The 13,938-nt window shown below is 57.4% G+C and carries 12 protein-coding genes and 1 tRNA gene; 6 read left to right on the forward strand and 7 right to left on the reverse strand.

The window, feature by feature from the left end; genetic code table 11:
* The first annotated feature begins 104 nt into the window (after nucleotides 1-104).
* Complete coding sequence (locus PHX60_RS13795) at nucleotides 105-461, forward strand: toxin-antitoxin system HicB family antitoxin (RefSeq protein WP_300078804.1); 357 nt, start codon at nucleotides 105-107, stop codon at nucleotides 459-461.
* A gap of 75 nt (nucleotides 462-536) precedes the next feature.
* Here the strand turns inward: PHX60_RS13795 and PHX60_RS13800 are convergent, their stop codons facing one another.
* The 5 genes from PHX60_RS13800 to rodA all read right to left on the reverse strand — a co-directional run bounded on the left by PHX60_RS13800 (nucleotide 537) and on the right by rodA (nucleotide 5,177).
* Complete coding sequence (locus tag PHX60_RS13800) at nucleotides 537-1,112, reverse strand: hypothetical protein (protein ID WP_300078806.1); 576 nt, start codon at nucleotides 1,110-1,112, stop codon at nucleotides 537-539.
* A 64-nt stretch (nucleotides 1,113-1,176) separates the two neighbouring features.
* Nucleotides 1,177-1,521, reverse strand: coding sequence for a helix-turn-helix transcriptional regulator (locus tag PHX60_RS13805; protein ID WP_300078808.1), 345 nt, complete (start codon nucleotides 1,519-1,521; stop codon nucleotides 1,177-1,179).
* Nucleotides 1,522-1,822: 301 nt separating this feature from the next.
* Nucleotides 1,823-2,395 (reverse strand): hypothetical protein, encoded by a 573-nt coding sequence (locus PHX60_RS13810; RefSeq protein WP_300078811.1) that lies wholly within the window; start codon nucleotides 2,393-2,395, stop codon nucleotides 1,823-1,825.
* A 49-nt stretch (nucleotides 2,396-2,444) separates the two neighbouring features.
* Entirely contained in the window at nucleotides 2,445-3,929 is a 1,485-nt protein-coding gene (gene tldD, locus PHX60_RS13815) for a metalloprotease TldD (protein ID WP_300078813.1), read from the reverse strand.
* A gap of 9 nt (nucleotides 3,930-3,938) precedes the next feature.
* Complete coding sequence (rodA, locus tag PHX60_RS13820) at nucleotides 3,939-5,177, reverse strand: rod shape-determining protein RodA (RefSeq protein WP_300078815.1); 1,239 nt, start codon at nucleotides 5,175-5,177, stop codon at nucleotides 3,939-3,941.
* Nucleotides 5,178-5,318: 141 nt separating this feature from the next.
* Between rodA and PHX60_RS13825 the strand changes: the two genes are divergently transcribed.
* Together PHX60_RS13825 and greB are read left to right on the forward strand one after the other, a co-directional pair.
* Nucleotides 5,319-5,395: transfer RNA gene (locus PHX60_RS13825), tRNA-Arg, on the forward strand.
* 65 nt (nucleotides 5,396-5,460) lie between these two features.
* The gene (gene greB / locus PHX60_RS13830; protein ID WP_300078817.1) at nucleotides 5,461-6,030 is read left to right on the forward strand and encodes a transcription elongation factor GreB; all 570 of its coding nucleotides are present in this window, start codon (nucleotides 5,461-5,463) and stop codon (nucleotides 6,028-6,030) included.
* 10 nt (nucleotides 6,031-6,040) lie between these two features.
* Here the strand turns inward: greB and PHX60_RS13835 are convergent, their stop codons facing one another.
* Nucleotides 6,041-8,308 (reverse strand): bifunctional (p)ppGpp synthetase/guanosine-3',5'-bis(diphosphate) 3'-pyrophosphohydrolase, encoded by a 2,268-nt coding sequence (locus PHX60_RS13835; protein ID WP_300078819.1) that lies wholly within the window; start codon nucleotides 8,306-8,308, stop codon nucleotides 6,041-6,043.
* A gap of 173 nt (nucleotides 8,309-8,481) precedes the next feature.
* On the opposite strand from PHX60_RS13835, the gene PHX60_RS13840 reads away from it, so the two are divergent.
* The 3 genes from PHX60_RS13840 to PHX60_RS13850 are packed head-to-tail and all read left to right on the forward strand — an operon-like array spanning nucleotide 8,482 to nucleotide 13,011.
* Nucleotides 8,482-9,393 carry a phosphate/phosphite/phosphonate ABC transporter substrate-binding protein gene (locus PHX60_RS13840; RefSeq protein ID WP_300078821.1) on the forward strand — a complete coding sequence of 304 codons (912 nt, stop codon included), beginning with the start codon at nucleotides 8,482-8,484 and terminating at the stop codon, nucleotides 9,391-9,393.
* A complete protein-coding gene (locus tag PHX60_RS13845) occupies nucleotides 9,390-11,996 on the forward strand; it encodes an ATP-binding protein (protein ID WP_300078824.1) in 2,607 nt (868 codons plus the stop codon). Before PHX60_RS13840 ends, PHX60_RS13845 begins: the two co-directional genes overlap by 4 nt.
* Entirely contained in the window at nucleotides 11,986-13,011 is a 1,026-nt protein-coding gene (locus PHX60_RS13850) for an HD domain-containing phosphohydrolase (RefSeq protein WP_300078826.1), read from the forward strand. The genes PHX60_RS13845 and PHX60_RS13850 overlap by 11 nt, the downstream gene beginning before the upstream one ends.
* On the opposite strand, the gene PHX60_RS13855 is transcribed toward PHX60_RS13850, so the two are convergent.
* A complete protein-coding gene (locus tag PHX60_RS13855) occupies nucleotides 13,008-13,919 on the reverse strand; it encodes a YihY/virulence factor BrkB family protein (protein ID WP_300078828.1) in 912 nt (303 codons plus the stop codon). The genes PHX60_RS13850 and PHX60_RS13855 overlap by 4 nt on opposite strands.
* Nucleotides 13,920-13,938: the final 19 nt, after the last annotated feature.

The following is a 13,938-nucleotide window of genomic DNA, read 5'->3' on the forward strand; positions in this document are numbered from 1 at the left end:
AGCGGCGCAAGGTTGTTATGGACACACCTAACGCCTTTGCTGCTTCTCCTATGCTTACTAAGCTCTTCATAATGGATATATTAGCATAGATTTGAGTAGATTTGTTGAGTGCTGCTGCTAACCCTTTTGAAATCCGTCCCTTGACGGCTGCTGAGGGCGGTGGTTTTTTGATTTCGTACCCGGATTTCTCTGAGTGCATCTCCGATGGCGAGACGATTGAGCAAGCCATCATTAACGGCCACGATGCGTTGCTCAGCACTATCACTGCACTAGAGGCGAAGGGATTTCCTGTGCCCGCGCCCAACAGCGGCGGTGTGGCCTCTGACAAGTTCGTTGCCCGCGTGCCAAAAACAACGCACGCGCAACTTACCACCCGTGCGAAGGCCGAGGGGGTTTCTCTCAATACGCTGGTTCTTACTTTTATCGCGGAAGGCTTAGGATGTCGAGAGCATCGTGCTTGAGCTGTCTTTCGGTGTAGTACCGTCTGGCGCATGGCTGGTATGGATGTGCTGCTCAAGGGGCGAACAAAAAGGCTTCTAAAGCGTACGCATCGCCCAAAATAGCCCCGTTGCGCCGATTGGAATATGTCTGATCCAATGCAAACGAGCCAGTTGCTGCACCAGTGGATAAAAATGCCTCAAACAGTAAGCTACACCAGGCTTGAGCTTGATGTTGCTGCTGCCTAGGCGCTCGTACAAAAATTCATCGGTAAAGCCGCCAAAGTTTTGCATAAATTTGAGCGGCTGCGCCGAAACCACCGCCGCCACCGAGGCCAACAATGGCTGAAAACGGGGATGCGCTGTGGCTGCCAGAAACGTTGGTATTTGCGTCTGCGCGCGAAAATTAGCAATCGCAGACACGGCTATGGCCTGTGCGCCATTGTTTTGCCACAGTACCCCTGCTTCTGTGCCATTTTGCCCAGAATCGTAGGGCAATACCTGTTGCCAATACAAACGGATGAAGCACATAGCAATCTGCCGCGTGGTCAATAGCAGGTCTTCATTGTTATCTGCACCGTGTTCTACTGCCAAATCAGCCAAGGCAATGAGCAGGGCAAATTTGTAAGTGGAAGCAAAGGAACCTTCAGCAAAAAGGCGCTGCAACTTGTGCAAGAACTGCGCCTGGGCCTCGGAACTGGGGTAAGAATGGCTACTCTGCTGCAAGCCAGTGCCGATGTTATGCACAACAAGGCGCGGCGGGTGCAACGCCAGCCAGCCAAGTATCGAGCGCGTTGCGCTGAGGGGGCGTGAGGGTTTGCAGCTGTAACACTGCATTGGCCAGCCAGTCGTCTTCGCAGTAGAAGTAAGCCACATCCACCCGTAAAACTTGCGCCAACCTGCAAGCGATGTTGAATGCTGGTTCGTGTACGCCGGTTTCGTAGCGGCTGATGCGGGCGCTGCTGCAACCCTCATCCAAACCAATCAGCACGCCCAATTTGTCTTGGGGCAAACCCAGCCGCTCGCGCGCTTGGCGCAGGCGCACGCCAAAACAACAGGAAGAAAGGGAGGCTTTTTTGACCATGTTGGAACCAAGTAAGCACGCGCAACCGTCGTGGAAGTTGCTCTACTGGGAGGAGGTGCAAAAAAATTCCACATTGGTTACGCACGCTTACTTATGAAGAACGTCAAAAGGTAGTGGTAAAAATCCAAATGGTAACGCAAAGTGACATCGCTGTTTTGTGCAAGCTGCCTCTCGGGTGATTGTTCTAAAGTTACCTATGTTGATGCCTGCTTTTCATTTGGCACTTGACTACTACCCTATTTCGAAGCACTCATTACCTTGATTGAGACATGAGAGCGCAAGCATTACCCGGTTGGCGCTATCAATGCCGCACCTTATCCCCGCGCCACCAGCGTTGCCAACGCCACAGTAGCGTCTGCCACCACAGCGGCGGGGAGGATGGTGCAGGCGGGGCCGGCTCCGAGGCAGCTTCCATCAGCAGCCCCAAGCCTTGTTGGTACATGTCCAGCAACAGCAAACCCTCGCCCAAGGTGCGCCATGCCAGCCGTTCCATCTGGTCAAACACAGCCCCTTCTTGGCGGCTGCGCTGGGCCAAGGCCTCGCGCCAGTGCTGCACGGCTTGGGCCAACTCGCGCAGGTCGCGCAGGTAGCTGTGCCATTCGTACATGGCTTTCCAAGCGGCACTGAGCTGGCCCACCAAAGCCTGATGCTGGCGCAGTTCTTGTGCCAAAGTGGCAGCACGGCGGGCAATGGTGGTGGTTTCGCGCCGCTGCCGCCGCGCCCCCACCGCACCATCTAAGGCTTTGGCCAAGCGGCTCACGTTATCGCGCAGGCGGCGCAGTTCCTCATCGGCTACACATTCGTGCAGCAGCAACAGGCTGATGTCGGCAAACGACTCTGCCGTTTGCGAGGCTTGCGTTAAAGGGCCGCCCATCGTTATCCAGTGTTGGGGATGCCGCCCAGCCGCCAACCAAGCCAGCAGCTCAGGCCGTACCCCCTACGGTCAGGCCATCAATCCGCAGGGTAGGCTGGCCCACGCCCACGGGCACGCTTTGGCCCTCTTTGCCACAGGTACCCACGCCACTGTCAAGGCGCATATCGTTGCCAATCATGCAGATTTTTTTCAAAGATTCGGGGCCGCTGCCGATGATGGTGGCCCCTTTGACCGGGTACAAAATTTTGCCGTTTTCTACCCAATAAGCCTCGCTGGCACTGAAAACAAATTTGCCCGAGGTGATGTCCACCTGCCCACCGCCAAAGTTGCTGGCATACAAGCCTTTTTTGATGCTGGCGATGATTTCTTGTGGGTCTTTGTCACCACCCAACATATAGGTGTTGGTCATGCGCGGCATGGGGATGTGGGCATAGCTTTCGCGGCGGCCATTGCCGGTGGGGGCTACGCCGGTCAGGCGGGCATTGAGCGCATCTTGGATATAGCCTTTCAGGATGCCATCTTCAATCAGCACATTGCGCTGGCTGGCGTGGCCTTCGTCATCGACATTGAGCGAACCACGCCGGTCGGCCAGCGTGCCATCGTCCAGCACCGTCACGCCCTTGGCCGCCACGCGCTGGCCAATGCGGCCACTGAAGGCGCTAGAGCCTTTGCGGTTGAAATCGCCCTCTAGCCCGTGGCCTACCGCCTCGTGCAGCAGCACACCGGGCCAACCGGGGCCAAGCACCACCGTCATTTCGCCCGCTGGGGCTGGGCGCGATTCCAAATTGACCAGCGCTGCATGGACAGCCTCATCCACATACTGCGTAATCAGCGCATCGTCAAAATAGGCCAAACCCAAACGGCCACCACCACCGGCGGAGCCAACTTCGCGCCGCCCGCCTTGCTCGGCAATCACCGTGACCGACAGGCGCACCAAAGGGCGCACATCGGCAGCCAAAGTACCATCAGCACGGGCCACCAACACCACATCGTATTCGGCGGCTAAACCGGCCATTACTTGGGCCACACGCGGGTCTTTGGCGCGGGCGCGTTGCTCCACGCGCTCCAATAGGGCTACTTTAGCCGTGCTGTCTAAGCTGGCGATGGGGTCAGTGCCGGGGTACAAACTGCGGCTAGTGGCCACCTTGGGGCGCCCCACCTTGACCTTACCGGCTTGGGCAAGCGCCCCAATCGAGCGCACCGTGCGCGCCGCATCCAGCAGCGAGGCCAAAGAAATATCGTCCGAGTAGGCAAAGGCGGTTTTTTCGCCACTGACGGCGCGCACCCCCACCCCTTGGTCAATGCTAAAGGAGCCGGTTTTGACAATCCCTTCTTCCAAACTCCAGCCTTCGCTGCGGGTGTATTGAAAATACAAATCGGCATCATCCACCTGATGGGTGCGGATTTCTGCCAGCGCTTGGGCTAAATGGGACTCATCCAAGCCAAACGGAGTCAGTAGCAACTGGCGGGCAATGTCGATACGTTCAAGGGTAGGCGCGCGTCGTGGCGCAGCAGAGGAGGTACGGGAGGTCATACGGGCATTTTAGGTTGCGGCCTCGGGCTGTGCTTGCGGTGTTGCTGCTGGCGCATCACCCATTGGGATGCCGGTGACATCGACGGGCTGGTTGTGCGCTACGGGCATCCGCTGTGCGCGCGCAATCGACATCAAAATGCCCAGCGCCAGCCCCAACGTGACCATCGCCGTGCCGCCGTAGCTGATAAAGGGCAAAGGTACGCCCACCACCGGCAACATGCCACTGACCATGCCCATGTTGACAAAGGCGTAGGTGAAAAAAATCATCGACACCGCACCGGCCATCAGCCGCCCAAACAAGGTGGTGGCCCCCAAGGCAATCGCCAAGCCGCGCCAGACCAAAAACAAAAAGCAACTCACCAGCAACAGGTTGCCCAGCAAACCAAACTCTTCCGAGTAGGCAGCAAAGATAAAGTCAGTGGTGCGCTCGGGGATGAACTCTAAATGCGTTTGCGTGCCAGCCATAAAGCCCTTGCCCCAGATGCCGCCGGAACCTATCGCAATCATGCCTTGGATGATGTGAAAGCCCTTGCCCAACGGGTCGCGTGTCGGGTCGAGCAAGGTACAGACGCGCTGTTGTTGGTATTCGTGCAACAAGGGCCAACGCACCCCCGGCGCACACAAATCATCACCAAACCAGACAATCGAGCCAATGCCTATCAACCCCAACAGCACGGGCGGAATCACCAGCTTCCAAGGCAGGCCTGCAAAAAAAATCACCGACAAACCAGCGGCCAACACCAGCAGCGAAGTGCCCAAATCCGGCTGCTTCATGATGAGGCCCACCGGCACCGCCAGCAACACCCCCGCCACCAAAAAATCCAAGGGGCGCAATTGGCCCTCGCGCTTTTGAAACCACCACGCCAGCATCAGCGGCATGGCAATTTTGAGCAGCTCACTGGGTTGGATAACGATGCCGAGGTTAATCCAACGTTGCGAGCCTTTTTTGGTGATACCAAACAAAGCCACCGCCACCAGCAACACCACCCCGGCGGTGTAGAGCGGCACGGCCAACATCAGTAAACGCTGTGGCGGTATCTGCGCCACGACAAACAAAATGCCCGCTGCCAACGCCATGTTGCGGCTGTGGTCGCTAAAGCGGGTGCCGTGGTCGTAGCCCGATGAATACATGGCCAGCAGCCCCAAACTGGCCAGCAGCAGCAGCGCCAGCAGCAGCCAGCCATCAAAGCCACGAAAGAAGGGCTGTAAACGTTGCAGCAGTGAAGGCCGCTCAAAAGTGATTCCCATAGGGTGCAATTATCCGTGCAGCAGCAAAAACTGCGCTACAATAGCCGCTTGAATTTGCAAACGCTTCAAAAAAGCCCCGCAAACGCTAAAGTTTCAGACAGTTTAAGCAAGTCAAATTTTAGTGCTATAATTCAAAGCTTAGCGGCTGTAGCTCAGCTGGATAGAGTACTTGGCTACGAACCAAGGGGTCGTGGGTTCGATTCCTGCCAGCCGCACCAATAAGGTAAGCCCTGAAACTGCAAAGTTTCAGGGCTTTTTCCTTTTCTCTTGGGAATTTTTGGCCATGAACAAAGCATTCACCAAAGAATCCGACGGCGATGGTGCTGACGACGACATCCGCTTGCCGCCCCTGCCCGCAGGCAGCAAAAACTACATCACCCCGCTGGGCTATGGCCGTTTGCGGGCCGAGTTGCTGGCGCTGATAGATGTAGAGCGCCCGCGCATCGTCGAAATCGTCCATTGGGCCGCCAGCAATGGCGACCGCTCCGAAAACGGTGATTACCTGTATGGCAAAAAACGCCTGCGCGAAATTGACCGGCGCATCCGCTTTCTCACCAAGCGCCTAGAGCTGGCCGAAGTGGTGGACCCAGCGCTGCACAGCGGCAAAGACCAAGTTTTTTTTGGCGCTACCGTCACCTATGTGGATGATTTGGACTGCGAGCGCAGCGTCACCATTTTGGGCATTGACGAGGCCGACAGCAGCCAAGGCCAAATCAGTTGGGTAGCACCAGTGGCGCGCGCTTTGCTCAAGGCGCGCGTGGGCGACCAAATCGACTTGCCCACCCCGGCCGGGTTACGCACCCTGGAGATTTTGCAAGTGTGCTACAGCAGCGCTTTTTCGGCAGTGTTGTAGCTGGCGCACTTTAGCGGCGTGAGGCACGCAACACTGCTGGCACCCGGTGCAGGTTACGCAAGGCGGTTTCTAAATGGGTTTGGTCGCGCACAGCCACGACAAAACGCAAATCAATCGTGTCTAGCGCGACTTCGTCGTCCATATCCACATGCAGAATGTCCACCTCGGTACCAGCCAATTCGGAGGCAATGCGCGCCAATACCCCTTTGCCATTGCTGATGGTGACGACGATACCGGCCTCGAACAGGCGCGTAGGCTCTTCGGCCCAATCGACGGTAATAAAGCGTTCGCTGTCGCGGTGTTGCAATTTTTGCGCTGTGGCACATTGGGCCGTATGGACTACCAAGCCCTCGCCCCGGCCCAAGTAGCCAATGATGTTGTCGCCCGGAATCGGGCGGCAACAGCGCGCGTATTGCACCGAGGCGTTTTCACTGCCATCCAAACTCAAACCACCTTGCGAGACGGTTTCGTGCGAGGTATAGCGCTCGCGCGTCATGAGCAAGGCATCGGGGCGGTGGCCGTGTTCACTCATCAGCACCGTGAGGCGTTTGGCCACAATGCTGGCCACCCGTTTGCCCAAGCCGATGTCGGTCATGAGTTCATCGCGGCTGTGGCTGCCCGTAAAGCGCAGTAGTTTGTCCCAAATGACTTTGGTGTTGCCGTCTTCGGACGGCAAGCCTTCAATGCCTTCGGCGCGCAGGGCTTGGGTGAGCAATTTTTCGCCCAAACCTTCGGACTCGGAATGGGCCAAGGTTTTGAGGTAATGGCGAATTTTGGAGCGCGCGCGCCCAGTACGCACAAAGCCCAACCAAGCGGGGTTGGGGGTGGCCTCGGCGGTGGTGATAATTTCGACCACATCGCCGTTTTTCAGTTCGGTGCGTAGCGGCACCTGCTCATTGTTGATTTTGGCTGCCGAGGTGCGGTTGCCAACGTTGCTGTGGATGGCATAGGCAAAATCCACCACCGTGGCCCCTTGCGGCATGGCCATAATTTGGCTCTTGGGGGTAAAAACATACACCGCATCGGGGAACAAATCCACTTTAACGTGGTCCCAAAACTCGGCTGCATCGCGGGTTTCGTTTTGGATGTCCAGCAGCGATTGCAGCCATTGGGTGCCTAGGCGCTCGGCGGCGGTGCCATCATGCTCTTGTGCTTTGTACAGCCAATGCGCCGCTACGCCAGCCTCGGCGATGATGTGCATCTCTTCGGTGCGCAGCTGAAACTCGATGTTGATGCCCGATGGCCCGACCAGGGTGGTGTGCAAAGACTGGTAGCCATTGAGCTTGGCAATGGCGATATGGTCCTTGAACTTGCTGGGCACTGGCTTGTACATTTGGTGCAGCAGGCCCAAGCCGGTGTAGCAGTCAATGATGCTGGGCACAATCACGCGAAAGCCATACAAATCTGTCACCTGGGCAAAACTCAGGTGCTTGAGCATCATTTTTTGGTAGATGGCGTACAGGGTTTTTTCGCGTCCAGCCAGGCGCACCTTCATGCCCGCTTTGGCAAATACGCTATCGACATCGGCCTGCACTTTTTGAATCAAATCACGGCGGCGGCTGCGGGCTTTGTGGATGGCTTTGCTCAGGGTGGCATAGCGCCACGGGTGCAAGTGGCGGAACGACAAATCTTGCAGCTCGCGGAAGGTTTGGTTCAGGCCCAAACGGTGGGCAATTGGGGCGTAAATTTCAATCGTTTCGGACGATATACGCTTCCATTTGCTGCGTGGCATGTCCGACAGGGTACGCATGTTGTGCGTGCGGTCGGCCAGTTTAATCAGGATAACGCGCACATCGCGCGCCATTGCCAACAGCATTTTGCGAAAGGACTCGGCTTGGTTTTCTTCGCGCGTGTCAAATTGCAGCTTATCGAGTTTGGTCAGTCCATCCACCAACTCGGCCACCGGCAGGCCAAAGCGCTCGATTAAATCGGCTTTGGTGATGCCGCAGTCTTCCATCGCATCGTGCAGCAGGGCCGCCATCAGCGCTTGGGCATCCAGCTTCCACGTAGCGCATTGGGCCGCCACTGCTATGGGGTGGGTGATGTAGGGTTCGCCGCTGTTGCGTAGCTGGCCCAAATGGGCGGTATCGGCATAGCGGTAGGCTTGGCGCACCAGCTCAATGCTGGCCGGGTCAAGGTAGTCTAAATTGTCGGTCAGGGCGGCAAAGCTGGCCGCCGCTGCATTGGCTGCCGCTGCTGCGGCATCCCCGCCGCTGGCTGGGGGGGCATCCGCCTGTGAGGAGCCAAGAGAGGTGGGGGTTTTCAAAGCCGATTTCATGCCTCAAATGTAGCGTTGCTGTGCCAAGTGTGCAAAACAGGAAAAAATACCATTTTGCCTATTCGCATTTTTTGCTGCCCAAAGGCATCGTCTTTGCTGCAATTTTGGCAGCAAATGGACACTACGGCGTTAAGATGGATGGACTCCCCCAATTGCGACCCTAGGAGTCCAACATGGCAACAAAAGCGTGGGCAGCCGCTTGGTGCTTAGCACTGGTGGCCTGTGGCCCACAGCCCGAGATGGCGCGCACAACACCACAATACAGCACGCAAGCCCCCGACGGGGTGCGCCAGTATGTGTTTGCCATTCATCCGCTGCACAACCCAGCGCGCTTGTTTGCTTTGTATGGGCCGCTGATGGACTACCTGAACCAGCATTTGCCCGACACCCCGCTGCGGCTAGAGGCTTCGCGCAATTACGAAGAGTTTGAAAAAAAACTCTATGGCCGCCAATTGGACTTTGCCCTGCCCAACCCCTACCAAACCCGCAATGCGCTGCGCCACGGTTACCGGGTGATTGCCAAAATGGGCAATGATGAGCTGTTTGCCGGGCTGATTTTGGTGCGCCGCGACAGTGGCATCCAACAGGTAAGCGACCTCAAAGGGAAAAAGGTAGCCTATCCAGCTGCAACCGCCTTGGCCGCTACCATGCTGCCACAATACTACCTACAAACCCACGGCCTGAATGTGCAACGCGACCTCGACAACCTGTATGTAGGCTCGCAAGAATCCTCTATTCTGAACGTCTATTACGGCCACACCGCCGCAGGTGCTACTTGGCCCCTGCCGTGGCGCGAGTTCCAAAAAGAGCAGCCCGACAAAGCCGCCGAATTGGAAGTGAAATGGCAAACCGAACCGCTGGTCAACAATGGCGTGGTAGCGCGCGATGACGTGCCCCCAGAGCTGGTCGAAAAAATCACCGTACTGCTGGAAACCTTGCACACCACTCCAGAAGGCGAGGCCCTGCTCAAACGCCTAGAGCTATCGCAGTTTGAGCGCGCCGACAACCAACGCTATCAAGTGATAGAAGACTTTTTGCAGCGCTTTGCACAAAAAGTGCGCCCGCTGCCGCAGGAGCAACCATGAGCGCGGCTACATGGCAACGGGTGACTTACGGCGTAATCGGAGGGGCTTTTAAACGCCAAATTGTGCTGGTGTTTGCACTGGGTTTTTTGTGCCTGTTCAGCGCCCTGGTGGCCTATTTGGTGCGCGCACAAAGCCAAAATTTGTACCAAGAAAACCACAACGCCGCCCAAGGCTTGGCGCAATCGCTGGCGGTCAGCTCGCGCTCTTGGGTGTTGGCCAATGATTTAATGGGACTGGAGGAAGTGATTGTCTCGTTTGCCTCTTATCCCAGTCTGCACTATGCGATGGTGCTATCGCCCACGGGCCGGGTGCTGGCGCATACCGACCCCAGCAAAATGGGCCTGTTCATCCACGACGAAACCAGCAAAACTTTGCTACAAGCCCCCAATGGTGCCTACCAAAGGCTGGCCGATGATGCCCAACTGATTGACCTTGCCGTGCCCATTGCCTTGGGCGAGCGCCACATGGGCTGGGCGCGCGTGGCACTGGGGCGCGAGAGCATTCAGGCCGACCTGCGCGCCGTAGTCATCCGCAGCATGGTGTTTATTGGTTTGGCCACCGCTTTGGCTTTGCTGGCTTCAGCCCTGATTGCCAACCGTTTGGCGCGGCGCATTGCCGCTTTGGTGCGTGTGGCCGACAAGGTACGCAACGGCGATAGCAGCGTGCGTGCCGACCTCAGTGGTGCCGTCGATGAAGTCACCCTGCTGGCCGAAAGTTTTAACCGCATGTTGGATGCGCTAGAGCAAAATCAACAGGCGCTACGCACCGCCTCGCGTTATAGCCGCAGCCTGATAGAAGCCCACCTAGACCCGCTGCTGGTAGTCAACAGCGCTGGCAAAATTACCGACCTCAACCACGCAGCAGAAAGCATCACTGGGCGTAGCCGCCAAGCCTTATTGGGCACTGATTTTGCCGAGCATTGCACCGAATCCGCACAAGCCCACGAGCTGTTTGTGCAAGCACTGGCCAGCGAACAAGTCACAGACCGCGCATTGTCGATTCGGCATGTGGATGGCCACATCACCCATGTGCTGTACAACGCTGGTATTTTTCGCAACGCTTTGGGCGAGGTGCTGGGCGTGCTGGCCGCCGCGCGCGACGTGACCGAGCGCCAGCGCTTAACGGAAGAAATGCGCCGCTACAAAGACCGCCTAGAAGCCGAAGTGCAACAACGCACCGCCGATTTGGTGTTGGCGCGCAACGCTGCCGAAGCTGCCAACCAAGCCAAAAGCGCCTTTTTGGCCAACATGAGCCACGAGCTACGCACGCCGCTCAATGCCGTGCTGGGCTTTTCTAACATGATGCGCCGCGACCCGCAGTTGCCCGAGCGTTTGCGGCAAAACCTCGACATCATCAATCGCAGCGGTGAACACCTGCTCACCTTGATTAACGACGTGCTGGACATGGCCAAAATTGAAGCTGGCCGTGTGCAGTTGCAACAATTGCCGTTTGATTTGGGTGCCTTGGTGCGCGATGTGACCGACATGATGCAAATACGGGCGCAAGAAAAGGGCCTGCATTTGCTGATTGACCAAGATTCGGAGTTTCCGCGTTACATCGTGGGCGATGAGGCCCGCTTGCGCCAAGTGTTCATCAACTTGCTGGGCAATGCAATTAAATTTACCGAGCAAGGCGGGGTCTCCATCCGCTTGGGTACACGGCAAAACGAACGCGCGCATTTGGTGATTGAAGTGGAAGATTCTGGCCCCGGCATTGCCCCGCAAGACCAAGAAGGCATCTTTTTGCCTTTTACCCAAGTTGGCGAACAAGGCATCAACAAAGGCACCGGCTTGGGCCTGACGATTACGCGCCAGTTTGTGCAGCTAATGCACGGCAGCATCACCCTGCACAGCACCGTGGGCGTGGGTTCGATGTTTCGCATCGAGTTGCCCTTGCAATCGGCTTCAGAAGCCGACATCCACCGCCCCGAGGCCGTCCAGCATGGCGAAGTACTGGGCTTGGCACCGGGCCAACAACCTTGGCGCATTTTGATTGTGGAAGACCAGCGCGATAACCAAGTTTTGCTCTCACAATTGTTGGGGTCGGTAGGCTTTGAATGGCGTATTTCCGAAAACGGGGCCAAGGGCGTGCAAATGTTCCAAGAGTGGCACCCCGACTTTATTTGGATGGACCACCGAATGCCCGTGATGGATGGCGTAGAAGCCACGCGCCGCATTCGGCAATTGCCCGGTGGCAAAGAGGTCAAAATTGTGGCCGTCACGGCCTCGGCCCTGCAAGAGCAAAAAGCCGAACTCTTGGCCGCTGGCATGGATGATTTTGTGCGTAAACCGTACCGCTCCAGCGAAATTTTTGACTGCATGGCCAAACATTTGGGGGTGCGTTATCTGTACGAGGGTCTGCCCGAGGTCGATGATGACGCAGCCACCGCCCTGAGTGCAGAGATGTTTGCCAGCCTGCCCGATGCCCTGTGCCAACAATTGCAGCAGGCGCTAGAAAGTTTAGAAAACGAGGCCATTGACCTTGCCTTGCAGGCTGTGGCCGGGCACGATGCCGCTTTAGGCAAAATTTTGCGCCGTTTAGTAGGCAACTTTGACTATCCGACCATCCTCAACACCCTACAAACACGCCTCCATGTCGCATAAAGGAAGAATTCTGGCCGTCGATGACACCCCGGCCTCGCTCAAATTGCTGTCCGATTTATTGCGTAACGAGGGCTACGATGTGCGCTCGGCCATCAATGGCGAGTTGGCCTTGCGCTCAGCGGCCATCAACCCGCCCGAGTTGGTGCTGCTCGATATACGGATGCCCGAAATGGACGGCTTTGAAGTCTGCCGCCGCCTCAAGGCAGACCCTGTCACGGCACAAGTGCCGGTTATTTTTGTCAGCGCCCTGACCGACACCGATGAAAAACTGCACGGCTTTGAGCTGGGGGCGGTCGATTTTGTGACCAAGCCGTTTCAGCGCGAGGAGCTGATGGCACGGGTGCGGGTGCATCTCGAAGTGGACCGCCTACGCAATCACCTAGAGGAAGTGGTGCTAGAGCGCACGCATAAATTGCAAGAAAGCCAAGAACACCAGCGCAAAACACTGATTGATTTTGTGACCACCTTGGGCGCTACGGTAGAGCTACGCGACCCCTACACCGCTGGCCACCAGCGCCGGGTGGCCGACTTAGCGAGTGCTATTGCGCGGCAATTACAATGGCCACCAGAGCAGATAGAGGGCTTGTATCTGGCCAGTGTGGTGCATGATTTTGGCAAAATCAGGGTGCCGACCGAAATTTTGTGCAAGCCGGGCAAACTCAAAGAGCTGGAGTTTCGCTTGGTGCAAGAACACTCTAAAACTGGCTACGACATTTTGCAATCCATTGCGTTTCCGTGGCCGATTGCCCAAGCGGTTTATCAGCACCATGAGCGCTTAGATGGCTCGGGCTACCCACAGGGTTTGCGCGGCCCCGACATCTTGCCCGAGGCCAAAGTGCTGGCCGTGGCCGATGTGGTTGAAGCCATGATGTCGCATCGCCCCTACCGGGCCAGCTTGGGGCCAGAAGTGGCACTGCAAGAGATTGAAACCCACCGAGGCACACTGTACGAGGCCGAAGTGGTCGATGTGTGCGTGCGCCTGTTCCGCGAGCAGGGTTATCGGCTACCGGGCTAAGGCGCAGCCGCCTGGGCTGGGGGCAAAACAGCGCGCTCCTCTAGCGCTTTGGCACAAGCCGCAGCCAACAGCAAAGCGGCGGAAGAAAAGTAAATCCACACCAGCAACGCTACCAAAGAGCCTGCGGCCCCATAGGCTGACACCACCGCCGCCCCAGATAAGTAGCTGGCCAAGCCGTGGCGGCCTACCGTAAACAAGCCCGCCCCCAGCACGGCCCCCCAAGCCAAAAAGCGCAAACGCGGTTTGGGGCTGGCGCTGATACGCATCAAGCCCAAAAACAGCGCTGTGGCAAACAGAAACGACACCCCTTCGCTTAACAAGAGCAAAGGCAAACGGTACGGCAAATACGCACCCACCCATGCAGTGGCCAGCGCCAGCGCTGCCGACAACAACAGCGACAACAGCAGCAAAAAGCCCAGCGCCAGCAAATAAGCCAGCCCACGCAAGCGCAAAGCCGCTGTGGCACGCCAACCGCCCCCTAGTGCGGGGGCTTGGCTGTGCCAGATACGGGTAAAAGAGGCTTGCAACTCGGCAAACACCCCAGTGGCCCCCCACAGCAGCAGCAACAAAGCCACCACCGAGGCCAGCAAACCCTCAGCCGGGGCTTGGGCGCTCGCCAAGGCTTGGCGCACCACTTCGGCGGTGCGTTCGCCAGTAAAAGTGCGAATCTGCACCAATAAGTTGTGCTCTACCACGGTGCGGTCTAGCCACCAACCTAAGCTGGCCACCAGCACCACCAACAGGGGGGCCAGACTCAACATGCCGTAAAACGACATGGCGGCACTCATGCGCGGGCCGTCGGCCTCTAGCCATAACTGCACCGCCCGCACCGGCCACCAGTGTGTGGCTGGGGGCGTAGAGGCATTGGCTGGTGGAGCCTGCGCGCTGTCGGGGGATGGGCTGGACATAGGTGCAATATAGTGCTTT

Source organism: Giesbergeria sp., assembly GCF_028686475.1.
Lineage (GTDB): Bacteria > Pseudomonadota > Gammaproteobacteria > Burkholderiales > Burkholderiaceae_C > Simplicispira.